Here is a 24,710-nt window from a genome sequence, read left to right on the forward strand (position 1 = left end):
TTCAGGCCACCAATGCCCGCACCTCGCGCTGAATGCGCGGGGTAATTTGCAGGACTTCCTTGGCAAGATTGATCTGCATGGCGGCCATTGCGACATCGAAGATCTGCTGCTTCAGTTCGTAGTTGCCTTTGCTCTTCAGCCAGGAAAGCACGGCTGCCAGATGCCACACCGTCGTACTCCCCTCATGGATCGGCGCGGGAAAACTCGTGGCATGCGTGAGCATGAGCTTGCGCATGTTTTGTCGTGATACGCCGACGACTTCAGCCACATCGGTCAGACCGACGAAGTCGGGCGCCGCCTCGATCAGCCTGGCCGAGGGGATCACACCCTTGACGTCCGACAAGGCGCTCACGAGCGCAGCCTCCGCACTCGTGGCCTCCCGGGTAAATTCCAGCGCGATGCGACCGGGCTGGCCCACCCCGATCAAAGCGTCATCACAGCCTGCCGCACCCAGGCGCTCCACGAGTTCGTCGTGGTCGCAGTCTTCTTCGGAAAGCTGGAATTTGAAGGTGAACGTGTATTCCACTTGATTACTCCTGAGGCACAAGGGTTTTCGGGCGGGCTTGCCGACTCCGATGGGCAGCGCAGTTGTCGACGACACGCTTCAAGGCGCGGGCGTGATTGCCAGGATTCTTTGGGGTACTCCACACGCAAGCGATGCAAAACTCCCCACAGCGGCAATCATCGTCCTTGTAGGGACAATAGATCTCCCCCAGGCATGAGCACCACCCACCGCAATACGCCAGTTGTTGGCCTCGGCATACCTGAGCGCGTGTTCAACCTCTTTCTTCGGGTGGTTTGCTCGAATCATCCATGCCCTCCAAGGTACGTGACCATCTCAAGGTTGTCAAGTGACAACCCAATCCAAAGACATCGACTCAACAGGAAACAAGAACGATATCGAGGCCCCGCGTTGTTGGCTTGTCGAAAACTACCAAAATAGGGACAACCGGAAATGGGCAGGTGTCTGTGCGCAAGCGTCCGGCGACACGCTGCCGCACGAAGACCATCGCGCCACGTTCGCCAATGAGGAGGGTCGACCCCCACAGGCATCATTGACACGCGTCAGCGAAACGTCAATCAACCCGTTCTATAATCGTAAACGGCTAGCTCACTCGGAAGCACTGCCCGCGTCCTCGTGGAGGAGAATGGAATGAACGCAGGTGGCGAGTCACCCACCAGTCCGGCAGTTCGCGCGCGCGAAGCCGGTGTGCTGGTTACGGAACGCCTCACGATGCGCCCGGCGCGCGACCCGGACTTCGCGGCCGAGAACGCCGCGCTCGTGGCGCTCGCTCAAGCGCTGACTGGCCCTGACGAATCGTTTCTCCAGTTCCTCGCCGAACTCGCGCTCGTGCTCTGTCACGCCGAAAGTTCGGGTGTCAGCGTGCTGCGCGCGCCGGACGAAGGGGGTCCCTGTTTCGACTGGGTTGCTGCGGCGGGCCTGTGCCGACCCTCTCGCCATGCAACGTTTCCATTTGAAGACAGCGCAAGCGGAATCACGGTCACGCTAAATGCGCCCCAGCTTTTCAGCTATCCACGAAAGCATTTCTCTTATCTGAGCACGTCCAGGCCCGACATCGTCGAAGGACTCGTCGTCGTGATCCCCGCCGGTGAGGGAGCCCACGGGACCCTCTGGGTCGCCTCGCACAGCGAAGACAAGCAATTCGACCGCGAAGACTGCCGCGTGTTGGACAGCCTCGCACGTTTCGCGAGTGCTGCGCTGAGCTTGCGCCAATCGAGAAGGCAGGCCGAGGTCGAAGCCGAGCAAACGCATCGCGCGGGTCGGGCGCTCGAGCAGTCCGACGCGCGACGCGAGGAATTCATCTCCATGCTCGGTCATGAGCTGCGCAATCCGATGTCGCCGATCGAAAACGCCATTGCGATTGCCAAGCGCTCGGTGGCCGCCGACGAAGTCGCTGTGCGTGCGCTGACGATTGCCCAACGGCAGATGCGGCAACTCCGAACCCTCGTCGACGATCTGCTCGACGCCGCACGGGTACGACAAGGCAAGCTGGCATTGAAGCGCAGCCACACATCATTGAACGAAGTCGTGTTCGATGCGCTAACAGGCGTGCAGCATCATATTGATGCGCGGCGACACACGCTTGTGCTCAAGGGCGTTGAAACCAAGACCTTCGTGTTCGCGGACCATGTCCGGCTGAGCCAACTGATCGGCAACCTCGTGTCGAACGCCGCGAAATACACGCCGACCGGCGGACGCATTGAAGTCGCCGTGCACTCGCGCGCGAGCGAACTCGCCGACGACGTCGAGCCGACGGCGGAGAACCGTGTGGTGACCATCACGGTTCGGGACAACGGCGTGGGCATCGATGCGGACGTGCTGCCCAAGGTGTTCGAACTCTTCGCGCAGGGTCCGAGCGCAAGCAATGCGCGCGCCGAAGGCGGTCTTGGCATTGGGCTCGCGCTGGTGAAGCGCATCGTGGACCTGCATGACGGTTCGATCGAAATCGTGAGCGAAGGGGCCAACAAGGGGACGCTCGTTACGCTGCGGCTGCCGATTCTGAGCCGCAAGCCCGACCGTGTCGCGCAGGTCGAAACGCTCGAGGCACCGCCAACGCGGCTGTTGCTCGTCGACGACAACCCTGACGCACTCGCGGCATTGGGCATGTTGCTCGAACTCGACGGGCATGAGGTCCGCACGGCATCCAGCGGCGCCGATGCGCTGGAGATAACCCGGGAGTTCGTGCCGGAAGTCGCGCTCGTCGATATCGGCATGCCGGGTATCGACGGCTTTCAACTTGCTCATATGCTTCGGGCACGTGCCGAGTTCGACTCGACCCTGCTCGTGGCGCTGACAGGTTACGGCTCCGAATCGGACAAATCGCGCGCCCTTGCGGCTGGCTTCGACTTTCATCTGACCAAGCCCCTGTCTCTCGATAAATTCCGAAATGTGCTGAGCCGCAGAGCGGGCCGCACGATTGGAGGGCTGCTTTGAATCTGGCCTAGGCCTGCAAACAAAGCCCGCCTCAAAGCTGCTTCAGAATCTCGCGTGCGATCGTGTCGAGCGTCACGGTGCGCTCGACACCGCCGCGCTTGATCGCCTCCTTCGGCATGCCGAACACGACGCAGCTTGCCTCGTCCTGCGCGAGCCATCAGGATCACATCGGCGGTGTTCTTGGGCGGCACGGCAAGGAGCGACCCGTGGCGCGCGACGAGGCGACGCACGTTCGCGCGCGCCGCCCCACGGACGGCAGTCCCATCGGAATGCCCGCAAGAGATTCATTCAGATGGAGATGCCGCAGGTTATTGCCACGCACGCCAACACAATATAAGATCATCATACAACTTGGCGATGGCAATCGTTCCCAATAAGGCAATATCAGCCCCGACGGGATCGAAGATCTGTCGCCCCTCTGGAGCGAGACAAGCCCATGAAGATCGTGGTGACGGGAGCAGCAGGCTTTCTAGGCAAGCGCTTGATACGTGCCCTGCTGGAGCGTGGCAGCATGACCGACAGCGCGGGCGAGCGCCGGCCGATCGAACACATCGCCGCCTTCGACGTGGTGCCGCTCGAGGGCATCGATGACGCGCGGGTGCAGGTCAGCACCGGCGATCTTGCCGACCCGGCCCATCTCGAACGTCTGGTCGACGCGGGCACGCACAGCGTGTTCCATCTTGCCGCGGTCGTGTCGGGGCAGGCCGAGCAGGATTTCGATCTTGGCATGCGCGTCAATTTCGATGCGACCCGGGCCTTGCTCGAGCGCCTGCGCGCACTCGGCCAGCGGGCGAAATTCGTCATGACGAGTTCGGTCGCGGTATTCGGTGGCGCACTCCCCGCCTGCGTCGACGACAGTCAGGTCTGGGCACCGCAGAGTTCCTACGGCACCGAGAAAGCGCTCGCCGATCTCCTGCTGGCTGACTACAGCCGGCGCGGTTTTGTCGATGGTCGCAGCCTGCGCATGCCGACCATCGTCGTACGGCCCGGCAAACCGAACCGCGCGGCCTCGAGCTTCGCGAGCGGCATCATCCGCGAGCCCCTGAACGGCGAGCCCGCAGTCTGTCCGGTCGATCCGCGGACCGTGCTCTGGCTGATGTCGCCGCTGCGCGCGATCGACAATCTGATCCATGGCCACGAACTCCCCGCCGCGCAGTTGAGCGCCGGCCGCGTGATCAATATGCCGGGTCTGTCGATCACGGTCGCCGACATGGTGGCCTCCTTGCGGCGTATCGCGGGCGATGAGGTTGCCGCACGCATCGCCTTCACGCCCGATCCCGCGATCGAGCGGATCGTCAACTCATGGCCCGGCAATTTCTCGGCTCGCTACGCGCGCAGCCTGGGCTTCGTGCACGACGACGGCTTCGACAGCGTGATCCGCGCGTTCATCGCCGACGCTTCCACCGTCGCAGCCTGAGCCGACGGTGCAGACCCGCCCCTCCTGGAACCCGAACCCTTCCTTCTCATCATGACGTCCGCTCCTGTCCTGCTCGGCTGCATTGCCGACGATTTCACCGGCGCAACCGATCTTGCGAACATGCTCGTGCGCGGCGGCATGCGCACGGTGCAGACCATCGGCGTACCGCAAGCGCCCCTCGACCAGCCGGTGCAAGCCGTCGTAGTCGCGTTGAAGTCGCGCACGGCGCCGCGCGAAGCCGCGGTCGCCGAATCCCTGGCTGCGCTCGAATGGCTGCGCGCCGCGGGTTGCCGACAGTTCTACTTCAAGTACTGCTCGACCTTCGATTCGACCGCCGAGGGCAATATCGGGCCCGTCGCCGAAGCGCTCATGACAGCGCTCGGCACGCGCTTCGCGATCGCCTGCCCGGCGTTCCCCGAAACAGGCCGCACGATCTATCGCGGCAACCTGTTCGTCGGCGACATGTTGCTCAATGAATCGGGCATGCAGAACCACCCGCTCACGCCGATGACCGACGCCAATCTCGTGCGTGTGCTGCAGCAGCAGACACAGATCAAGGTTGGCCTGTTGCGCTATGACACCGTGCAGCGCGGTCCAGAAGCGATCGCTGCCGCGCGCGCGGACCTCGTCGCGCAGCAGGTCGGTCTCGCGATCGCCGACGCGATCTCCGACGACGACTTGTACAAGCTCGGCGCCGCCTGCGCGGACGATCTGCTGTTGACCGGCGGCTCGGGCCTCGCGATCGGCCTGCCCGCCAATTTTGCACGCGCGGGACTGTTGCCCGAAACCGGGCACGCCGAAGACCTGCCCACGATCGACGGCCTCTCGGCCGTGCTGTCGGGCAGTTGCTCCCGCGCGACGCGCGCCCAGGTTGCGCACTGGACCGACGCGGGCCGGCCCGCGTTCCGGATCGACCCGCTCGCCCTGTCCTCGAACCCGGCTGTCGTTGAAGAGGCGCTGTCGTTCGCCGCGCGGCATATCGCGCACGAAGCTGTGCTGATCTATGCGACGAGCACGCCCGAGGAAGTGATCGCGGTCCAGCACAAGCTCGGCACGGCGGCATCGGGTGCCCTTGTTGAAGATGCGCTTGCGGCGATCGCGCAAGGTCTGCGCGAACTCGGCGTGCGCCGCTTCGTGATTGCCGGCGGCGAGACCTCGGGCGCGGTCGTCAAGGCACTCGGGGTGAATGCGCTGCAGATCGGTCCGCAGATCGATCCGGGAGTACCGTGGACCGCTTCGCTCGGCGCTCCCCCCCTCGCCCTCGCACTGAAGTCCGGCAATTTCGGCACCACCGATTTCTTCAGCAAGGCACTCGCGGCTTGCGAGCTGTCCGTACGATGAGCACCACCATGTCTTCGCGAAGCATGACCGAAAACGCACTGCGCGAGGAAATCGCGCGGACCGGCGCGGATCTTTACCAACGCCGCTACACCGTCGGGTCGGCCGGCAATATCAGCGCGCGGCTCGAAGACGGCTGGCTGATCACGCCGACCGATGCCTGCCTCGGCCACCTCGACCCGGCGGCGATTTCAAAGGTCAATCAGGCCGGTGAATGGATCGGCGGCGACAAGCCGTCGAAAACACTCGCGCTGCACCGCGCAGTCTACGATCACCATCCGTCGATGCAGGCCGTCGTGCATACCCATTCGACCCATCTCGTCGCCTTGACGCTTGCGGGCGTCTGGCACGAGAACGATGTACTCCCGCCGATCACGCCTTACTACGTGATGAAAGTCGGCCATATCCCGCTGATTCCGTATTGCCGGCCCGGCGACCCGGCTGTCGCGCTGCGCGTGCGCGAACTGGCAGGCGAAGTCCGCGGCGTGCTGCTCGAAAGACTGGGCCCCGTCATGTGGGGATCGAGCGTTTCGCAGGCCGCATGGGCCATCGAAGAATTCGAGGAAACCGCGCGGCTGTGGCTCATGACCGAACCCCGGCCTGCTGCGTTGAGCGAGGCACAGCTCGAAGAACTGCGTACCGTGTTCGCGGTGCGCTGGTGAACCCGATCAACCGAATCTGATGAACTGACCAAGCGACCAGGCGCCCCACCGACATGCCAAGATTTGCCGCCAATCTTTCGATGATGTACCAGGAACACGCGTTTCTCGACCGCTTCGGCGCGGCTGCGCGCGACGGCTTCAAGGGCGTCGAATATCTGTTTCCCTATGAGTTCGATGCCGGCGAGCTTGCCGCGCGCTTGCGCGAACATGGCCTGACGCAGGCGCTGTTCAATGCGCCGCCTGGCGACTGGGCAAAAGGCGAGCGCGGCATCGCCATCTTGCCGGGTCGCGAGGACGAGTTCAGGCGCGGCGTCGAAACGGCGATCCGCTATGCGCTCGCGCTCGGCAACAAGAAAATCCATGTGATGGCGGGCATCGTCGGTCCCGATGGCGATCGCGCGAGACATCGCGCCATCTATCTGACCAATCTCGCCTACGCGGCGGGCGAAGCGGCCGCGCATGAGCTCATGATCGTGATCGAGCCAATCAACACACGCAATATGCCGGGTTACTTCCTGAACCGGCAGGACGATGCACACCAGATCCGCCGCGAAGTCGGGGCGGCGAACCTCAAGGTTCAATTCGACCTGTACCACGCGCAGATCGTCGAGGGGGATCTCGCCGTCAAGCTCCGGCAATTCATGCCGGATGTCGGCCATATCCAGGTCGCGGGAGTGCCCGACCGTCACGAGCCCGATGAAGGCGAAGTCAATTTCTCGTATCTGATGAAATTGATCGACACGCTCGGCTACGACGGCTGGGTCGGCGGTGAATATATCCCGCGCGGCAAGACGTCCGACGGGCTCGCGTGGCTCAAGGCGTGGTCGTGACATAGCGCGGTAGGAGTGAAGGACGTAGGGACGTGAGCACGTAGAAACGGAGTCGGTGCGGTGCAGTCAGTGCGCCCCGCACTTGCAAGCGAAGTACAACCACGCATCGGTCAGACGATGCAAGGAGATGTGCGATGTGGTTCGCCGGACAAATCGAGCTGCTGTCGCTGATCGAACGCAATTGCCTTGACGAGGCAATGCCCGCCTTCAGCGATCACAGGACCGTTCGCAAGAACACCGTCGTCTATACGCCCGACGATCAAAGCAACTACGTTTACGTGCTCAAGAGCGGCAGCGTCCGCCTGTACCGTCTCACCGAGGACGGCCAGGAGATCACGCTGTCTTTCATCAAGCCCGGCATGATGTTCGGCGACGGCGACGTGCTCAACGAAGCCCGCTATTCACACCACGCGCAGACACTCGGGCCGAGCGTGATCTGTCATGTACGCCGTGCGGACTTCAGGGATCTGCTGAACCGCTACGACGTGATCAACCAGTTCATCCTCAAGAGCCACTACCGGCGCTGGACGGAAGCGCAGCAGTTGATCGAGAACCTGTCACTGCACGATGTGCGCAAGCGGCTGACCAATATGTTCGTGATGCTCGCGAAGCAGATTGGCTGCGAATTCAGCCATCACGGCAATGCCGACGCGGTGCTGATCGACTTGTCGATCACGCAGGACAAGCTCGCCGATTTCATCGGCACCTCGCGCGAATCGGTCAACCGCCATTTCAAGGATCTCCGGGCGGAAGGCATGGTCGATATCTACCAGCGCAAGGTGGTGCTCACACGCAAATTCGTCGCGCGCTATCTGCCGGCGCTCATGCGGGCGCCGGATCAGCTTGCCCCCGGCGGCGCCCTGACGCCCAACCGGCCGCGCGTGGAACTGAACGGCGGCCAGGGCCTTCAACTCAAAGCGCCGCTAGCGCGCGCCTGACAGCCTCGACACCGCTACGCGGGCTCGACAGCACCGGCACGCGCGTCTTGCCGAGTGCCGGAACCAGTCGGGCCATCGAGACCTGGGCCAGGACGACGACGTCGACTTGCTCGGCGAGCGCCATGATGGTCTGCTTCAGGATCGTGTCGTGGCGTTCGCCGTCGCCGGCCAACAGCGCTTCGAACGCCCCTTCGGCAATTCGTTCGGTGACGCTGATCGAGCGGCCGTGTTCCGCGGCTTTCTTCTGGATGAGGCGCGTGGTCGGCTCGAGCGTGGTCTGCACGGTCGCGACGACACCGATGCGCGAGCCGATCCGGCTGGCTTCCTCGGCCATCGATTCATCAACCTTGACGATCGGCGTGCGGATCATGTCGCGCAGCAGGTCGGTCGCTTCGCCGACCGACGAGCATGCGTTCAGGATGATGTCGGCGCCCATGGCCTGGGCATTCGACATATACGTGTAGAGCCGGCTCGTGACTTCCGGGGTCAGGTGGCCCGCGGCGCGCACGTCATTGAGCAGGCTGTCGTCGACGATATTGATGATGCGCGCATCGGCCATCACTTCCTTGAACTGGTCCTTGATCGGCTGCACCGTCACGGAACCCGTGTGAACTACGACAATCGTGGTCATTTCAACAACTCCAGTAAGTGCCCATTCGCTGGTGCCGCGACGGCTGCCAGCGCGGCGAAAACATTCAAATACCTTCGATGCACGTCCCGGGCGGAGCGGCTCAAGCCGTCGCCGCGGCCATCACGCGTTCCTGCGTGGCCTCGGCGCGCGGCAGTTCGCCATTGATGCGCCCCTCGCGCACGACGAGAATCCGGTCGCTGACCGCGAGCACCTCGAGCAGGTCAGACGAAATCACAATGACGGCTATCCCCTGGGCCGCAAGGCGCGCGAGCAGCGCATGCACTTCGGCCTTGGCACCGATATCGATGCCGCGTGTCGGCTCGTCGACGATCAGCACCTGCGGATTGCGTGCGACCCATTTGGCGATCACGACCTTCTGCTGGTTGCCGCCGCTCAGGTTGACCACCTTCTGCTCGAGCGTCGGCGTCTTCACGCCGAGCGTGTCGACGAACTCACGGCAACGTTCATCCTCGCCCGCGCGATCGATGAACTGGAACGGCGAGTAGTGTTCCAGATGGGTGAGGCTGAAATTCTCCCGCACGCTCATGCCGAGCACCAGGCCCTGGGCCTTGCGGTCTTCCGTGACGAAACCGATGCCCTGCGCGATCGCGTCGTGCGGATTGCGAATCGTCACGGGCTTGCCGTCGACGAGGATCTGCCCCGTATAGGGCCGCATGCCGAAGATCATTTCGACGATCTCCGTGCGGCCCGAACCGACCAGGCCCGCGATACCAAGAATCTCGCCGCGATGGAGCCTGAAGTTGATATCGCGGATGCGCGCGTCCGCCGCGACCTTGTGACGCATCGCGAGATCACGGACTTCGAGCACGACTTCCGTGGTCGAGTGCGAGACGGGTGCCGCATAGAGTTCGCTGAGCTCGCGGTCGACCATCTCCCGCACGAGCAGCTCACGCGTCATCTCGGCGATCGGGTGGGTGCCCACCGTTGAGCCGTCGCGCAGGATGACCACGCGGTCCGCCAACTCGAACACTTCCTCGAGACGGTGCGAAATATAGACGATCCCGATGTCCTGCGCGCGCAGGCGCTTGATCATCTCGAGCAGGGTACGTGTTTCATGATGACTCAGGGACGCAGTCGGCTCGTCCATGATGATGACTTTCGATTGATACGAGATCGCCTTGGCGATCTCGATCATCTGCTTCTGTCCGACACTCAGCTCGCTCACGCGCGCGGTCGGATCGAGGTCCATGTCGAGCGTCGCAAGCACCGCGCGCGCCTCGTCGTTCATCTTTCGCATGTCGAGCAGCCCGAAGCGGCTGAGCGGCTCCTTCGCGAGAAAGATGTTCTCCGCGACCGTCAGATTCTCGACGACCGAGAGCTCCTGATAGATGATGCCGATCCCCAGGTCGCGTGCATGATTGTTGTTGCGCAGCTCCACCGGCGTGCCGTCGATCAGGATACTGCCGTCGCCGTCGTGCCCGAATACACCGGTCAGGATCTTCATCAGCGTGCTCTTGCCGGCGCCATTCTCGCCGGCAAGCGCAAGCACTTCACCGCGGTGGACCTGCAGGTTCACATCCTTGAGCGCCTTGACGCCTGGAAACGTCTTGGAGATATTGCGCATCTCCAGAAATGGCATCATGGCCGCTCCTTTCAAGTGTTCCTGCATGGTCCTGTCGCGCCTGTTTCAGACTGATTGATGGCCTGGCGAACTACTTCGTGTAGCTGCCGAGGTTGTCCTTCGACACGACTGTCACGCCCGTGTCGATATCCTTCGGCGCCGTTTCCGTGCCCTGGATCTGCGCGACCAGATGTTCGACCGCGAGGCTGCCCATCGTGACCGGGCGCTGAACCATGATGCCCTGGATCGTGCCGTCCTTGACGCCCTTCACCGTGTCAGGCAGATCGTCGAAGGCGAGCACTTCGAGCTGGCCCTTCTTCGCGCCAAATTCCTTCGTATCGAGCACCTTCGCGACAGCCGGGCCACCGACCTGACTCACGCCAAAAATCCCCCTAAGCTGGGGATGTGCGCGCAGCGTCGTTTCCGTGACCGAAACACCCTTCGCGAGATCGTCATCCGTACCCTGAGTTTCGACGATCTTGATGTCCGGATACTTCGTGAGGCCCTTCTTGATGCCGGAGATCCGTTCGTTGAGGTTCACGGCACCTAGCTGACCCGTGATGATCGCAACCTCGCCCTTGCCGTCCAGTGCCTTGGCCATGGTTTCGGCCATGGTCTCGCCGGCCGATACGTTGCTCGTGCCGATATACATCGAGCGGCCGCTCTTGGGCGAATCCGAGTCGTACGTCAATACCTTGATGCCGGCCTTCTCCGCGCGCTTGACGACGTTTTCGACCGACTTCGGCTCATTGACCGAAATCGCAATGCCGTCGACGTGCTTCGAGATCAGATCCTCGATGATCTGGACTTGCGTGGAGCCTTGCGTGTTCTGCGGCACGACCCACTGGTATTTGATGCCGAGCTTGTCCGAGGCAGTCTTCGCGCCGGTGTTGCAGTCGTCGAAGAACGGTACCGCGACTTTCGGAATCACCGCCACCGAAATGTCCTTGACTTCCTTGGCCTGCGCGATCGTGACCATCGCCAGTGACATCGCGGCAGCACCTGCCGCAAGCGCAAGATTGAAACCTTTCATGTTGTCTCCTTACTCGTTTTGATAGTGGAAAACAGGTGAAATAGAACCGGCGCCCCGCGCCGGACCCTCACTTCGGTCAACGCCCCTTGCGCCGGATGCGCCAGATATCGATGCTCACGGCGATCAGGATCACGCAGCCCGTGATGGCTTGCTGTGCGTAGGTGTTGATATTGAGCAGCACGACGCCGTTCGAGATGATGCCGGCCAGCGCCGCGCCGATGATCGCGCCCTCGACGCTGCCCGCGCCGCCCGAGAGACTCGCGCCGCCGATGGCCGCGGCCGCGATCACGTCAAGTTCGGCACCGAAACCCGAGGCGGGTTCGGCCGAGACGAAACGCGAGAAGCTGATGATGCCGGCGAGCGAGGCGATCAATCCCGAGAGCGTGTAGACGATGAACTTGACGCGGTTGGTGCGCACGCCACTGAGCCGCGCGGCGACTTCGTTGCCGCCCGTCGCGTAGACATGGCGCCCGAAGCGCGTACGGCGCATGAGAATCGCGAAGCAGACGGTCATCACGATCATGATGACGACCGGAAACGGCACCAGGCCGATATAGCCCTGACCGATATAGGCAAAGCTGTCTGGAATGTCAGGCGTGACCGGCACGCCCTTGGTGATGATGTACATGAGCCCGCGGCCGATGCTTAGCGTACCGAGGGTTGCGATGAACGGCGGCAGTTCGATGCGTGTGATCAGAAAGCCGTTGAAAGCGCCGACCGCGACTCCCACACCGAGCCCGCAGAGCACCGCGGGGAACGCACCCCAGCCCTGCTGGAAGGCCAGCGCCGTCATCAGCGACGACAGTCCCATGACCGAGCCGACCGACAGGTCGATGCCGCCCGTGATGATCACGAGCATCATGCCGATCGACATGATCGCGATCAGCGAGAATGAGCGAAACACGCCCATCAGGTTGTCGGTCGTCAGGAAATACGGCGAGAAGAAACTGATCAGGATACCGACAAGAATCAGCACCGACAGAATGTTGAGCTCGCGAATCTTGAGCCAGCCGCGCAAGGTATCGAGCAGCGACGTCTGCGCTGGAGGCGGTTCTTTTTTCGATGGAATTGCGCTCAACGTATGTCTCCTGACCCTATAGTTCGCCGGCATCGGGAGCACCGGCTTGCAATGATCATAGGCGCGTCGATCATTCGAATCTGTGACGGCCGTCATACAAACGTATTGGGGTTGTCCCAGGGGTCGATCGGGCGTGCCCAAGGAGTCGGCGCGATCTATGACGGCGGTCACAGAACTTCCTCCCCGAACAAGCTAGGATGCACGAGCAATGTCAGACAAATGGTCTGAATTTTTTTCCCGAATCAAGGAGCGAGACGCATGACGAAGCGAGTGATTGTTACAGGCGGTAGCGGACTGGCCGGCAAATGGGTCGTCGAAGACCTCGTCGCGCACGGCTACGAAGTGCTCAACGTCGACCGCGTGCCAATGGCCAAGGGCACCGCGCGCACGTTGCTCACGGACCTCACCGACGCGGGACAGGTGTTCAATGCGCTGGCCTCCAGCGTCAAGCTGCGCGAGTTCGACGAAGACATCGAACCGAAGCCGATCGACGCAGTCGTGCATTTCGCCGCGATTCCCCGGATTTTCACGACAACGGACAACGAGGTGTTCCGCATCAATGTGATGGGCACCTACAATGTGCTCGATGCCGCTTCGAAGCTCGGCATCAAGAAGGTCATTCTCGCCTCGAGCGAGACGACCTACGGCACCGTATTTGCGCATCGCCATCGCGATCCGGTCTATTTCCCGCTCGACGAGGACTATCCGGTCGACCCGATGGACAGCTACGCCACCTCGAAGATCATCAACGAAGTGACGGCCAAGGCCTTCCATCGCAGGACCGGCATGGACGTCTACTGCTTCCGGATCGGCAACGTGCTCGACCCCGTCGACTACGAGAAGTTCGCGACCTGGAACAAGGACCCGTCGCTGCGCAAGCGCATCACGTGGAGCTATATCGACGGCCGCGATCTCGCGACGGCGTGCCGGCTCGGCATCGAAAAGGACGGGCTGGGCTTTGAAGTGATGAATGTGGCGGCCGACGATGTGTCGTCCGACCTGCCGACCGCCGAACTGATCAAGCGCTTCTACCCGAATGTGCCGGTCAAGAAGTCGATGGGCGAGTTCGAGACGATCCTCAGCAATGAAAAGCTCAAGCGTCTGCTCGGCTGGAAGCAGGCGTACAAGTGGCGCGAGCAGGTCAAGAAGTAAGGCACTAGCCGGGAAGAGAGGCAGGCATGGGGTCCGGACAGTCCGGACCTACCGGACTCCAGGTCTCGCACAATCGACCGACGCAATGCAAAGCGCCTCGTTCACATCGATCTCGTTGGATCGATTGCGAAACGAGGCGCTTTTCAATTCCAGCAGCGCATGCCTATACCACAGGCATGCGCTGCGCACGGGTCACTGCTTGGCGGCCGGCAGCTCGATCCCGGGAAAGATCTTGACCACGGCCGCATCGTCCTCGCCGCCATGGCCCGCCGACGAGGCCATCATGAACATCTGGTGCGCCGCGGCCGAGAGCGGCAGCGGGAAGCGGCTGCGACGCCCCGTGTCGAGCACGAGACCCAGATCCTTGACGAAGATGTCGACCGCGGAGAGGGGTGTGTAGTTACCCGACAGGATGTGCGGCACGCGGTTCTCGAACATCCACGAATTGCCCGCGCTGTGGGTGATCACCTCGTAGAGCGCATCCGGATCGACCCCTTCGCGCAGCCCGAGCGCCATGGCTTCCGCCGATGCGGCGATATGTACGCCCGCCAGTAGCTGATTGATGATCTTGACCTTCGAACCGACCCCATGTGCGGCGCCGAGCCGGTAGACTTTCCCGGCGATCGCCTCGAGCACCGGCTCGCAGAGCGCATAGGCGGAGGCAGGCCCCGAGCTCATGATCGTCATCTCACCCGATGCCGCGCGCGCGGCGCCACCCGACACGGGTGCGTCGAGCATCTGCAAACCGGCCGCCTCGATCCGCGCGGCCAACGCCACCGCGAATTCCGGCGCCACCGTCGCACTGGCGATCACGAGCCCGCCAGGTTTCATCGCGGCGACCGCACCGTTCTCACCGAACAGAACCGTCTCGGTCTGCGCGGCATTGACGACCAGCGTCAGCACGATGTCGACGCGCCGCCCGAGCTCCGCGGGGTTCGCACACGGGATGCCGCCGTCCTGTTCGAATTCGCGCAATATCTCGGGCCGCACGTCGCAGCCGTGCACATTGAAACCCGCGCGCAACAGCGAGCGCGCGACCCCGAGACCCATTGCACCGAGACCGATGACCCCTACATTTTTGTTAGACATGGTTTTGCGATCACTCGATAGACAGGAAACACGCGCGGGTGTTAAAGCCTCGCCTCGGCGAGCCGGCGCGCGGCGTTGACCATATGTGTCTGCGCGGCAAGCCGCGCACTCGCGGATTCGCGGGCCCGGACGGCGGCCACGATCGCCGCGTGTTCCTCGCGGACCTGCCGCGAAAAATCTTCGCGCGTCGCTTCGTTGTGGCGCGTGACGATCATCGCGGCTTCAAGATACTGATGAAGGAAGCTCAGCGTCTTGAGAAAATAAGGATTGCCCGTGGCTTCCGCGATCGCGCGATGAAACGCCACATCCTCGGCCACGCCGTCGGCACCTGCCGCGACGGCCGTCGCGATCGCCGCGAGTGCCTTGTCGATCGCGTCCATCTGTTCGTCGGTGCGGCGCAACGCGGCCTGGGCCGCCACTTCAGCTTCGATGGCGCGGCGCAGCTCGAGAATCTGCCACACGGCATCGGGCTCGATCGCCTCCGCATAGTCGATCCTCAGCGGCCGCGCGACACTGCTCGACGTGACGAACATGCCGCTGCCCTGGCGTGACTCGATCACACCCTCGTTGCGCAGACGCGAAACGGCTTCGCGGATGACGGTGCGGCTGACTCCGAAGGCCTGCGCGAGCGCGGCTTCGGTGGGCAGCTTGATTCCCTTGGCGAACACGCCATTATCGATCTGCGCCAGCAGCTTTTCCGCCACGCTGTCGCTCATCGTCTGAACAGGAATCTTCTCAAACATGGACATAAGGAATTTCAAGTTATCTGGTCATAATATAACTTATGTGAAGACCATCGGAAAGTTCCGTGAAGCCTGATTCGCGTCTCTTTGAGGCCCGAAATACGAAGTGTTGCAAGCGGGATGTGACGGCGATCACAAGTCCCACGCAAATGGGTTCGGGCACGGCAGAATCGGGCCATTGTGCGATACCCGTTCAAGGGAGACATGGCCGTGCTCGAGTTCGACGAATACAGGCAGTGCGATGCGACGCAACTCGCTCAGTGGGTCGCCAATGGCGTCGTCAGTCCACGGGAACTCCTCGAAACCGCGATCGCGCGCGCCGAAGCGGTTCAGCCGACGATCAATGCGATCACCCAGAAACATTTCGACCTCGCCCGCACGGCCATCGACCAAGGTCTGCCAACGGGCCCGTTCACCGGCGTACCCTTCCTGTTGAAAGACGTCTCGGTGCAAATGGCTGGCACCTCGACGAGCAACAGCAGCAAGCTGTATGCAGGGGTGATCGCCCAACAGGATTCGACGCTGGTATCGCGATACAGGCAGGCCGGCCTCGTGATCTTCGGCAAGACCAACACACCGGAGATGGGGCTCGCCGCCTCCACCGAAACGGCACTGAACGGAACGACACGCAATCCCTGGGACCTGAGCCGGACCCCGGGCGGTTCGTCGGGAGGCGCGGCCGCGGCGGTGGCCGCCGGCATCGTGCCCGCGGCACAAGGCAGCGACGGTGGCGGCTCGATCCGGATTCCCGCCTCCTGCTGTGGCCTGTTCGGTTTCAAGCCGACGCGCGCTCGCACGCCGCTCGGGCCTTTCGTAGGTGAGGGCTGGGGCAGCATGGCTTCGGTCCACGTCCTGACGCGCAGCGTGCGCGACAGCGCCGCCCTGCTCGACGCGACCCAGGGTCTCTCGCCAGGCGACCCCTATGCCGCGCCACCCGTGGCACGCCCCTACGTCGAGGAAATGACCACGCCACCGGGTCGCTTGCGCGTCGCGCTTCAGCTCGCCCCTCTCTCGGGCTCGCCGGTCGACGCCGCATGCATCACGGCTGCGCGGGATGCCGCACGCCTGCTGGAAAGCCTCGGCCATGAAGTCGAGCAAGCGCTGCCGCCCGGCAATGCCGAGGAACTGAGTACCGCCGCATGGGCGCTGGTGGCGGTCGGCGTCGCGGCGACCCTGCACCGCCGGGCCAGGATCCTCGGCCGTGAATTGCGCGAAGACGACGTCGAACCCGTAACGTGGCAAGCGGTACGCCATGCCGCGACACTGAGCGCCATCCAACTCGAAAATGCACGGCTGGCGATCCACCTTCAGGGCAGGCGCATGGCAACCTTCCATGAACGCTACGACATCGTGCTGAGCCCCACTCTCGGGCAAGTACCGGTTGCACTCGGTCCGCAGAGCATGAGCAACCCCGATCTGGACGCTTACTCCGCCGCGCTGAAGCGCTTCACCCCTTTTACCAGTCTGTTCAACATGACCGGCCAGCCAAGCATGTCGGTCCCGCTTCACTGGACACCTGACGAGCTTCCAGTCGGAGTCATGTTCAGCGCGGCCTTCGGCAACGACGATCTGCTGTTCCGGCTCGCCCGCCAGCTCGAACAGGCGCGCCCGTGGTTCGACCACGTTCCGTCCGTCTGAGGGCTCATGCGACGTGCCTGGTACGGTGCTTGCGTGCTTCGACCGATAGTCCAATTCCGACGGAGCACCGATGCCGATCGAAGCGACATGGTTTGTCCTGATCGGCGGCCTGCTGATCTTCATGGCGCTCGCACGCGGCGTGATTTCAAACTTGCCGATGTCGGGCGCCATGGTCTACCTCGTGGTCGGCTTCGTACTGGGTCCCGCCGTCACGGGGCTGCTGACGCCCGAGCTCCACGGCCACGGACATGTGATACGGCTCGCGACCGAAACAGGGTTGGTCGTCTCGCTGTTCGCGATCGGCCTGCACCTGCGCGTGCCGCTTGCCGACAAGCTCTGGCGATTGACGCTGCGGCTGGGCGTCGTCGCGATGGTGCTGACGATCGCGATCATGACGGCGATCGGCTACTACGCGCTCGCCCTGCCGATCGGCGTCGCCATCGTGCTCGCCGCGACCCTCGCGCCGACCGACCCGGTCCTCGCCAATGAATTGCGCCCCCGCGAGGCCGGCGACGACGAGCCCTTGCGATTTGCGTTGTCCAGCGAGGGCGGTTGCAACGACGGGGCTGCCTGGCCATTCATCCTGCTCGGCCTTGCCCTATGCGGCGTCGACAACGCCGCGCAGCAGAGCCCCGGCGCCTTTCTGCTATCGGTGCTCTGGGGCGTCGGGAGCGGTATCGCGATCGGCTGGGGATTCGGCACGGGAGTGGTCGCGCTCGTCACGCGCCTGCGCACGCGTTTCAACGCAGCACTGGGCCTCGAAGCCTTCTTCGCGCTCGGCCTGATGTCGGCATGTTATGGGGCGGCGCTGCTGATCCAGGGTTATGGATTCTTGGCCGTCTTCGCGGGCGGCGTCGCCTTGCGGCGGCGCGAACGGGCCTTCACCGGCGACAAGCCCCCGGCGGCCGCGCTCGAAAGTGTCGAGCAGGGTGAAATGGAGCAGGCGGCGATGGACCCCGATCTCGCCCATGCCGTGATGGCCGAGTCGATGATGGCGTTCGCCGTCGAAGTCGAACACCTCGTCGAACTCGTACTGATGCTCCTGATCGGCAGCGTCGTGTCGGCGCACTGGCGCGAGTTGCTCGACTGGCGCGTAGTGGGACCGGTTTTTCTGCTGCTCGCCGTCGTGCGGCCCGTCAGCACCTCGGTGGCGCTGCTCGGCTCCTCGCTGTCGCGCCACCAGCGTCTGCTCGCAGCATGGCTCGGCATCCGCGGCGTCGGCACGTTCTACTATCTTTTGTTCGGCATCGAGCATGCTCCCGGCCCGATGCTCGACCCGATCGTGGCGATCGTGCTCGCCGCGATCGTCGGATCCGTATTTCTGCATGGCGCGACGGCGACGGCCTTGCTCAATCGGTATTCGACACCCTCCCCGCCCCAGAGGATCCCTGAAGGTGGAACCTAGTGCGCGGGCGACGTGTTCGAGGGTTCCGGCACGTGGCCGTCTCCCGCTGGCCGGGTCGCCAGTTTCAAATAGGCCGCCGCGAGGCGACGCAATTCGTCTTCGCTGGCGTCTTCAATGCCGATCATCGTGTTGCTCGCCGCGCGGTGCGAAGCGATCAGTTCATTAAGCTTGAGATGGAGAGCGACGCTGTCCTTGTTCTGGCTCTGTTGGATCAGGAATACCATCAGGAAGGTCACGACCGTGGTACCCGTATTGATGACGAGCTGCCATCCATCAGAGTAATGAAAGAGCGGGCCCGTCACAATCCAGATTGCGATACAGATGACGGCGATACCAAAGGCGATGGGTGAGCCCGCGAAGCGCGTGACCACGCTTGCGAAGCTGTCGAACATCCGGGTGAGCGGATGGGGATTCGCATAGGCCGGACTTGATGTATCGGGAACGGTTTCAAGGGCGTCGGTCGGCGTCGGGTCATTGGTGCTCATGGCTGCCTCCTGTCCGGGTGAACTGTTAACCGAGCAATACGTGTGCCTCGCCTGACACACCGTCGCCATGCCCGCGCTCCGGTCCGGGTCTGTCCGGAGCGGGTCTTTCCCAAGCGGGTCTATCCCAATCGAGAGGGTACCGATCGTTGCGTAATAGTAGAGAGGCGGCCACTGCCATGGCCGCCGATGTTCAGACATGCTCTACCGGCCCACCGCCATGAATTCAGACAAGCCTGACCCCGCACGTGTGCGCCCCGCCACCACCGTGGCGCAGCGGCGCGTGCTGGTCGCCGACGACGATAGCGATCTTGCCCATTCGATGGTGACGATCCTGCGAGCCGAAGGCTTCGACGCGCAGTACGTTTATACTGGGCTCGACGCCGTGACGATGACGCGCCGCTGGCAGCCCCAGGTCGTGCTGCTCGACCTGACGATGTCTCAGGGCTCGGGTTGGGAAGTCGCGTCCACGCTGCGTTCGGGTCTCGCACCGGACTGCCTCCTGATCGCGCACTCGGCACTCGATGCACCGGAAGACATCGAACGATGCATTGAAGCGGGCTTCGATGCCCACTTCGCCAAGCCCTGCGACATTGATTCGCTGCTGCAGGTATTGCGCGGCTATTACAGCATCGGCGACGCATGGCGGCAGTCTGCAGCGCAGGAAGGTGGGAGGCTGAAGACGTTCCCCGCCACTCCCCGCTAGCGATTCCCCATTCCACGTCCCGAGTCCCACGACGCGCCGACGCCCTTTTCGAAGCCGGTCCTTCGGGCTGCAGCGCGTCGCGCGCTCGGGGACAATCCCCGTCACACACGACGGGCCTATGCCCGCGCCACCCTCTGACATTTCACCGATGAGTCGACTGATCCTGATTGCCGCGCTGATCCTCGCAGGCTGCGCGTCTCCCATCGTGTTCCGAGATCCCAAAACCGGTCATACCGCCGAATGCACGACGGCGAATCCCGCGCCCTTGCCGGCCGCGAAGCGCGACGTCGACAAATGCATCGCAATATTCGAACACCTGGGCTGGATCCGGCAGTAAGCTGCCACTGGGTTCGAACAGTGCAATCGGCCGGCCGCCTTTGTTCGCGAGCATGTGCCTCGTAGAATGTGTTTCATCTGCGCATCCCTTTCGGGACACTCAGTTTGGGTACCGAAACAACACCCAAACCGACTCCTTACCTCCCCGGCCTGAAGGCCGAGATTTCTCGGAGACACTGATGAACGGCAAAATCGCACTCGTGACCGGCGCCAGCCGCGGCCTCGGCAAGAACACCGCGCTCAAACTCGCAAACAGGGGCGTCGGCATCATCGCCACCTACAATCGCAACGCGGCCGAAGCCGACACCCTCGTCAAGGACATCGCCGCAGCGGGCGGCAAGGCATCCGCGCTGCAACTCGACGTCTCGCAAGCCGATACGTTTGCAGCCTTTGCGCAGCAAGTCTCGCAAGTCCTCGGGACGACCTTCGGCCGCGACCGTTTCGATTTCCTCGTCAACAATGCCGGCATCGGTTTCCGTGCTTCGTTCATGGAAACCACGACAGCGCAGTTCGACGAACTGGTCAATATCCAGCTCAAGGGACCGTTCTTCCTGACGCAGGCGCTGTTGCCCCTGATCGCCGACGGCGGGCGCATCGTCAATATCTCAACGGGACTCACACGCTTCGCGCTGCCCGGCTTTGCGGCCTATGCGACGATGAAGGGCGGTATCGAAGTGCTGACGCGCTACCTGGCAAAGGAACTCGGTGCCCGCCGCATCGCCGTCAACACGCTGGCACCCGGAGCGATCGAAACCGATTTCGGCGGCGGCGCGGTTCGCGACAATGAACAACTGAATCAATTCGTCGCGAGTGTCACGGCGCTTGGGCGCGTCGGCCTGCCCGACGATATCGGCGGTGCGATCACGAGCCTGTTGTCCGACGAAAGCGGCTGGGTCAACGCGCAACGCATCGAGGCATCGGGCGGCATGTTCCTGTGAATCGGCGGGTGGTATATGTCACGACCGTGGATACACAGAATCTTCAGCGCGTCGGGCGCTTGACCATCAGCGCACGCCGCGCATCCTTTCTCTCGATGTCATAGCCACGGTTTTGGGCAAGCTGAAGCGAAACCCGATCGGCGGTATCGACGAGCAGCGAGACTTTCTGGAAACCCTGGCTCGCCGCGTACTCTTCAAAAAAATTCAATGCCATGCTTCCCGCACCGCATCGGCGAAATGGCTTTGCAATGTAAAGATCGGTCAAGTGCATGGCGTCCGATCCACGTTCCCATCGCAGTACGCCGGCTTTCTGGTCACCGATATAGACCAGGTAGTTACTCGTGGCGTGCCACGACAGCAGAAAATCGTTCCAGCTCAGTGCATTTTCCGAAGCCATCTGGCCCTGGTTATTCGCGAGATTGTCGAGCGCACGCTCATAGATGTACTGGCGGTCATCATCCGTCGCGAGCCTGAACGATACGACTTCTTCCGTGGTCATCAGCCTGTTCCCGGCAAAGTCGGACGCCGCTTGGCCCATATCCTGACTGGACCCGATGGATCCATCCCCGTTCTTTTCCCGCCAGCCGGCACTCGGTGGCGAATGTGTGGTCTCGCATCTGGAACGATAGAGCACCGCGCGAGCCTTGGCACTTCTGGCTGACCCTGACTTTATTCTTCCGTACATACGGTGCCGCATACCTGCCTTTGAAAATCAATCAAATGCTTTAAACACCCTGTGTTTGTTCGGTAGCGTACTGACGCGAAAGCCATTTCGTTTTATCGCGAATCAGCGAATTGACGCTGGATTCCGGTTTTCGCCTGGGGTGTCGTGGCTTCGACCCTGGCGAGTAAAGGATTCGTGACCGACTCATTGGCCCAGAACGACCGAAGTGCAACCGGGTCAGGATCGTCGCCCTTTCCCGCTAAAGCACCTGCTTGTCCTCTATGACTGCCGTGGCGGGATCGAGTTCATGAGGGACGATGCATGAGATAACAATGTCTGAGACGATGTCGGTCGTGACACGACTATCAACCCAGGTAGCGGAGAGCATCATGTCTTTCGATTTCGACCTGTTCGTCATCGGCGCGGGTTCGGGCGGCGTACGCACGGCCCGTTTCGCGGCGGGCTTCGGCGCGCGCGTCGCCGTCGCAGAGAGTCGCTATCTTGGCGGCACCTGCGTGAACGTGGGCTGCGTGCCCAAGAAGATGCTCGTCTACGGCGCCCACTACAGCGAAGACCTCGAACAGGCGCAGGCCTACGGCTGGTCGGCGGGCGAGCCGGCATTCGACTGGCCGACGCTGATCACACACAAGAACGCAGCGATCACGCGGCTCAACGAAGTCTATCGCGACCTGCTGACCCAATGCGGCGTAAAACTGTTCGAGGGCCATGCAAGGCTCGTCGATCCGCACACCGTCGAGATCAACGGCGAGCGCTTCAGCGCCGAGCATCTCCTGCTGGCAACCGGAACCTGGCCGACCGTGCCCGACATTCCCGGCAAGGAACACGCGATCACGTCGAACGAAGCCTTCTTCCTCGAGGCCCTGCCACGCCGTGCCGCTGTGATCGGCGCCGGATATATCGCAGTCGAGTTTGCCTCGATCTTCAATGGCCTCGGCGTGCTGACCAGCGAGATCTGCCGCAGGGACCTGTTCCTGCGCGGCTTCGATCGCGGTATCCGCGAACACCTGCGCGAAGAACTCACCAAGAAGGGCGTCGACTTGCGCTTCAAGACCCAGGTCACGCGGATCGACAAGCAGGCCGATGGCAGCCTTGCGCTGACACTCGACGATGGCAGCACGCTCGAGACCGATCTGGTGATGTTTGCCACGGGCCGCGTGCCCAAGCTTGACGATCTCGGTCTCGAGAATACCCGCGTCGAACTCGACGAAAGGGGCTTCATCCGCGTCGACGAACATTACGTGACGACCGAACCCTCGATCCTCGCACTCGGCGACGTGATCGGCCGCGTGCAGCTCACCCCCGTCGCGACCGCCGAGGGCATGGCTGTCGCACGGCGCCTGTTCAAGCCGGAGCAATACCGGCCGGTCGACTACCGACGGATCCCGACCGCGGTCTTCAGCCTGCCCAGTATCGGCACCGTCGGCCTCACGGAAGACGAGGCCTTGCTCGACGGGCACAACATCACGGTCTATGAAAGCCGGTTCGGCACACTCAAGCTCGCGCTGACCGATTCGAACGAAAAAACCATGATGAGGCTGATCGTCGATGCGGACACCGACGAGGTGCTCGGCGTGCACATGGTGGGCGCCGACGCGGGCGAGATCATCCAGGGCATGGCCATCGCCCTCAAGGCCGGCGCGACCAAGCGCATGTTCGACGACACGATCGGCATCCATCCGACATCGGCCGAGGAATTCGTGACGATGCGCACACCCGTGTCGGCGTAGAGGGCAGTCCCGTCACTGCTTCAGTAACTGAACCAGATACGGTTTCCACACGTCCGGATGAGCGAGCGTCTGGTGGCCGTACGAATGTGCTGTTTCGGGTAGCTCGACAAAACGTCCGTGCGGCACCGCGACGATCTCGCGTTGCATAACGCCCATGTCAGCGGCATTGATCAGGTCGTCGGCGAAATTGACGGCCAACAGTTTTGCGCGAATGCGTGACAACTGCGGAGCGGGATTGTAATCCCACGACGATTCGAACCAGTAGAGCACGTCGTTGGGATCGCTCTTTTGCGCCGTGGCGACCAGCGAGTCATACATCCTTGTCGCGGAGTCGCGATCGGGTGCATCGGTCTGCATGCGCGCCGGATTGTTCGTGATCAGCGTGAAAATCGGCATCACACGCGTCCACTGCGCCGGGCGGGTCGTGTAGTCGCCATTCTGCCAGCCCGGATCGTTGCGGATCGCGCCGACGATCATCTGGCGCCACAGCCAGTTACGCCCCGCCATCGCGATCGGTTGGCTCGCGATCGGCATGAGCGCATCAGCCATCTCCGGATAACGCTCGCCCCACATCCATGTCTGCATCCCCCCCATCGACGTGCCGAGCACCAGCTTCAGGTGGTTCACGTGCAGCCCCTCGACCAGCAGGCGATGGTTGGCCTCGACCACATCGCCATAACCGTAGTGGGGAAACTTCGTGCGCAGCCCGTCGCTCGGCTTGCTCGAACCGCCGCGGCCGAGGCCGTCCGGAATCACGATGAAGTAGCGCTGGGTATCGAGCGGCTCGCCGGCGGCAAAAAGCTCGCGGCGCATCAAGGGCGTCAGGAACGCCTGGCCCGTACCCGTGGTTCCGTGCATCAGCAGCACCGCATTGTCCACCTCGCCGTGCGAGTCGCGATGGGGCGTGCCGAGCGTGACATAGTGGATGCGGATATCCGACATCGTGGTGCCGTCGGAGAAATGAAAATCGCGTGCAGTAAAGTCCGCTGCCTGCTCCTGCGCAGTATCGGCTGTCGCCGCCTGGACGGGCGCGACGCCTATCCATCCGCACATGCCTGCCAAGCTCAGCATGAACACTTGTCGAATCACTTATGGCCTCCTCGGGCGTACGTGGTATGAGAATTTTGAGCCCGGCCATATGGTAGGCCAGATAGACCATGCAGGCCAACCACGCAAGACCGGCACAATGCTGCCCTTGCCTTACGGATGTCATGCGGCAAACCTAGCATCGTGTGTTTGCTCGTCGACGAACCTGCATGTCCGATGATCGACCCCGCAGACCGCCCATGAAGCAGTCCACGCAGCCATCCATGACTTCGACGCAGAATTCGGAAGGCCGACTCC

23 protein-coding genes and 2 pseudogenes are annotated in these 24,710 nt (G+C 62.7%); 13 read left to right on the forward strand and 12 right to left on the reverse strand.

Going from position 1 to position 24,710, the window contains the following annotated elements; genetic code table 11:
* Position 1 precedes the first annotated feature (1 nt).
* Both HV670_RS13980 and HV670_RS30990 read right to left on the reverse strand, forming a co-directional pair.
* Complete coding sequence (locus tag HV670_RS13980; RefSeq protein WP_175105384.1) at positions 2-526, reverse strand: helix-turn-helix transcriptional regulator; 525 nt, start codon at positions 524-526, stop codon at positions 2-4.
* Between the two features lie 4 nt (positions 527-530).
* A pseudogene (locus HV670_RS30990) lies at positions 531-811 on the reverse strand (hypothetical protein).
* 342 nt (positions 812-1,153) lie between these two features.
* On the opposite strand from HV670_RS30990, the gene HV670_RS13985 reads away from it, so the two are divergent.
* Positions 1,154-2,956 carry a hybrid sensor histidine kinase/response regulator gene (locus HV670_RS13985; protein WP_175105385.1) on the forward strand — a complete coding sequence of 601 codons (1,803 nt, stop codon included), beginning with the start codon at positions 1,154-1,156 and terminating at the stop codon, positions 2,954-2,956.
* Between the two features lie 31 nt (positions 2,957-2,987).
* Here HV670_RS13985 and HV670_RS13990 read toward each other — a convergent pair.
* Positions 2,988-3,110 (reverse strand): annotated as a pseudogene (locus HV670_RS13990) (chemotaxis protein CheB); the annotation flags it as partial.
* 282 nt (positions 3,111-3,392) lie between these two features.
* On the opposite strand from HV670_RS13990, the gene denD reads away from it, so the two are divergent.
* The 5 genes from denD (at position 3,393) to HV670_RS14015 (ending at position 8,141) form a co-directional block, all read left to right on the forward strand.
* Positions 3,393-4,373 (forward strand): D-erythronate dehydrogenase, encoded by a 981-nt coding sequence (denD, locus tag HV670_RS13995; protein ID WP_175105386.1) that lies wholly within the window; start codon positions 3,393-3,395, stop codon positions 4,371-4,373.
* A gap of 51 nt (positions 4,374-4,424) precedes the next feature.
* On the forward strand, positions 4,425-5,714 hold the full coding sequence (gene otnK, locus HV670_RS14000; RefSeq protein ID WP_175105387.1) for a 3-oxo-tetronate kinase: 1,290 nt from the start codon (positions 4,425-4,427) through the stop codon (positions 5,712-5,714).
* Between the two features lie 8 nt (positions 5,715-5,722).
* A complete protein-coding gene (otnC, locus tag HV670_RS14005) occupies positions 5,723-6,373 on the forward strand; it encodes a 3-oxo-tetronate 4-phosphate decarboxylase (protein WP_246257387.1) in 651 nt (216 codons plus the stop codon).
* A gap of 53 nt (positions 6,374-6,426) precedes the next feature.
* Complete coding sequence (otnI, locus tag HV670_RS14010; RefSeq protein WP_175105389.1) at positions 6,427-7,203, forward strand: 2-oxo-tetronate isomerase; 777 nt, start codon at positions 6,427-6,429, stop codon at positions 7,201-7,203.
* 134 nt (positions 7,204-7,337) lie between these two features.
* On the forward strand, positions 7,338-8,141 hold the full coding sequence (locus HV670_RS14015; protein ID WP_175105390.1) for a Crp/Fnr family transcriptional regulator: 804 nt from the start codon (positions 7,338-7,340) through the stop codon (positions 8,139-8,141).
* On the opposite strand, the gene HV670_RS14020 is transcribed toward HV670_RS14015, so the two are convergent.
* From HV670_RS14020 to HV670_RS14035, 4 genes are all read right to left on the reverse strand, one after another.
* Positions 8,116-8,772 (reverse strand): aspartate/glutamate racemase family protein, encoded by a 657-nt coding sequence (locus tag HV670_RS14020; RefSeq protein ID WP_175105391.1) that lies wholly within the window; start codon positions 8,770-8,772, stop codon positions 8,116-8,118. The genes HV670_RS14015 and HV670_RS14020 overlap by 26 nt on opposite strands.
* Before the next feature lie 100 nt (positions 8,773-8,872).
* Positions 8,873-10,375 (reverse strand): sugar ABC transporter ATP-binding protein, encoded by a 1,503-nt coding sequence (locus HV670_RS14025; RefSeq protein WP_175105392.1) that lies wholly within the window; start codon positions 10,373-10,375, stop codon positions 8,873-8,875.
* A gap of 70 nt (positions 10,376-10,445) precedes the next feature.
* Positions 10,446-11,345 carry a sugar-binding protein gene (locus HV670_RS14030; protein WP_425511425.1) on the reverse strand — a complete coding sequence of 300 codons (900 nt, stop codon included), beginning with the start codon at positions 11,343-11,345 and terminating at the stop codon, positions 10,446-10,448.
* A 118-nt stretch (positions 11,346-11,463) separates the two neighbouring features.
* Positions 11,464-12,465, reverse strand: a complete 1,002-nt coding sequence (locus HV670_RS14035) for an ABC transporter permease (RefSeq protein WP_425511424.1) — start codon at positions 12,463-12,465, stop codon at positions 11,464-11,466.
* A 258-nt stretch (positions 12,466-12,723) separates the two neighbouring features.
* Here HV670_RS14035 and HV670_RS14040 point away from each other — a divergent pair, with 258 nt between their 5' ends.
* Complete coding sequence (locus HV670_RS14040; protein ID WP_175105395.1) at positions 12,724-13,617, forward strand: NAD-dependent epimerase/dehydratase family protein; 894 nt, start codon at positions 12,724-12,726, stop codon at positions 13,615-13,617.
* A 192-nt stretch (positions 13,618-13,809) separates the two neighbouring features.
* On the opposite strand, the gene ltnD is transcribed toward HV670_RS14040, so the two are convergent.
* On the reverse strand, positions 13,810-14,706 hold the full coding sequence (gene ltnD, locus HV670_RS14045; RefSeq protein WP_175105396.1) for an L-threonate dehydrogenase: 897 nt from the start codon (positions 14,704-14,706) through the stop codon (positions 13,810-13,812).
* Positions 14,707-14,747: 41 nt separating this feature from the next.
* On the reverse strand, positions 14,748-15,449 hold the full coding sequence (locus HV670_RS14050) for a FadR/GntR family transcriptional regulator (protein WP_175105429.1): 702 nt from the start codon (positions 15,447-15,449) through the stop codon (positions 14,748-14,750).
* Positions 15,450-15,653: 204 nt separating this feature from the next.
* Here HV670_RS14050 and HV670_RS14055 point away from each other — a divergent pair, with 204 nt between their 5' ends.
* A complete protein-coding gene (locus tag HV670_RS14055) occupies positions 15,654-17,087 on the forward strand; it encodes an amidase (protein ID WP_175105397.1) in 1,434 nt (477 codons plus the stop codon).
* 70 nt (positions 17,088-17,157) lie between these two features.
* Complete coding sequence (locus HV670_RS14060; RefSeq protein WP_175105398.1) at positions 17,158-18,492, forward strand: cation:proton antiporter; 1,335 nt, start codon at positions 17,158-17,160, stop codon at positions 18,490-18,492.
* Here the strand turns inward: HV670_RS14060 and HV670_RS14065 are convergent.
* Positions 18,489-18,977, reverse strand: coding sequence for a low affinity iron permease family protein (locus tag HV670_RS14065; protein WP_175105399.1), 489 nt, complete (start codon positions 18,975-18,977; stop codon positions 18,489-18,491). The genes HV670_RS14060 and HV670_RS14065 overlap by 4 nt on opposite strands.
* A 217-nt stretch (positions 18,978-19,194) precedes the next feature.
* Between HV670_RS14065 and HV670_RS14070 the strand changes: the two genes are divergently transcribed.
* The 3 genes from HV670_RS14070 (at position 19,195) to HV670_RS14080 (ending at position 20,954) form a co-directional block, all read left to right on the forward strand.
* Positions 19,195-19,680 carry a response regulator gene (locus HV670_RS14070; protein ID WP_175105400.1) on the forward strand — a complete coding sequence of 162 codons (486 nt, stop codon included), beginning with the start codon at positions 19,195-19,197 and terminating at the stop codon, positions 19,678-19,680.
* 148 nt (positions 19,681-19,828) lie between these two features.
* The gene (locus HV670_RS14075; protein WP_175105401.1) at positions 19,829-20,017 is read left to right on the forward strand and encodes a hypothetical protein; all 189 of its coding nucleotides are present in this window, start codon (positions 19,829-19,831) and stop codon (positions 20,015-20,017) included.
* A 178-nt stretch (positions 20,018-20,195) separates the two neighbouring features.
* Positions 20,196-20,954 (forward strand): SDR family NAD(P)-dependent oxidoreductase, encoded by a 759-nt coding sequence (locus HV670_RS14080; protein ID WP_175105402.1) that lies wholly within the window; start codon positions 20,196-20,198, stop codon positions 20,952-20,954.
* Positions 20,955-20,997: 43 nt separating this feature from the next.
* Here HV670_RS14080 and HV670_RS14085 read toward each other — a convergent pair whose 3' ends face one another.
* The gene (locus tag HV670_RS14085; RefSeq protein ID WP_175105403.1) at positions 20,998-21,453 is read right to left on the reverse strand and encodes a GNAT family N-acetyltransferase; all 456 of its coding nucleotides are present in this window, start codon (positions 21,451-21,453) and stop codon (positions 20,998-21,000) included.
* A gap of 554 nt (positions 21,454-22,007) precedes the next feature.
* Here HV670_RS14085 and gorA point away from each other — a divergent pair.
* A complete protein-coding gene (gene gorA, locus HV670_RS14090; RefSeq protein ID WP_175105404.1) occupies positions 22,008-23,366 on the forward strand; it encodes a glutathione-disulfide reductase in 1,359 nt (452 codons plus the stop codon).
* 12 nt (positions 23,367-23,378) lie between these two features.
* Here the strand turns inward: gorA and HV670_RS14095 are convergent, their stop codons facing one another.
* Entirely contained in the window at positions 23,379-24,455 is a 1,077-nt protein-coding gene (locus HV670_RS14095) for an alpha/beta fold hydrolase (RefSeq protein WP_246257390.1), read from the reverse strand.
* Between the last annotated feature and the right edge of the window lie 255 nt (positions 24,456-24,710).

The sequence above is a fragment of the Pararobbsia alpina genome (assembly GCF_902859895.1).
In the GTDB taxonomy this organism is placed as follows: Bacteria; Pseudomonadota; Gammaproteobacteria; order Burkholderiales; family Burkholderiaceae; genus Pararobbsia; species Pararobbsia alpina.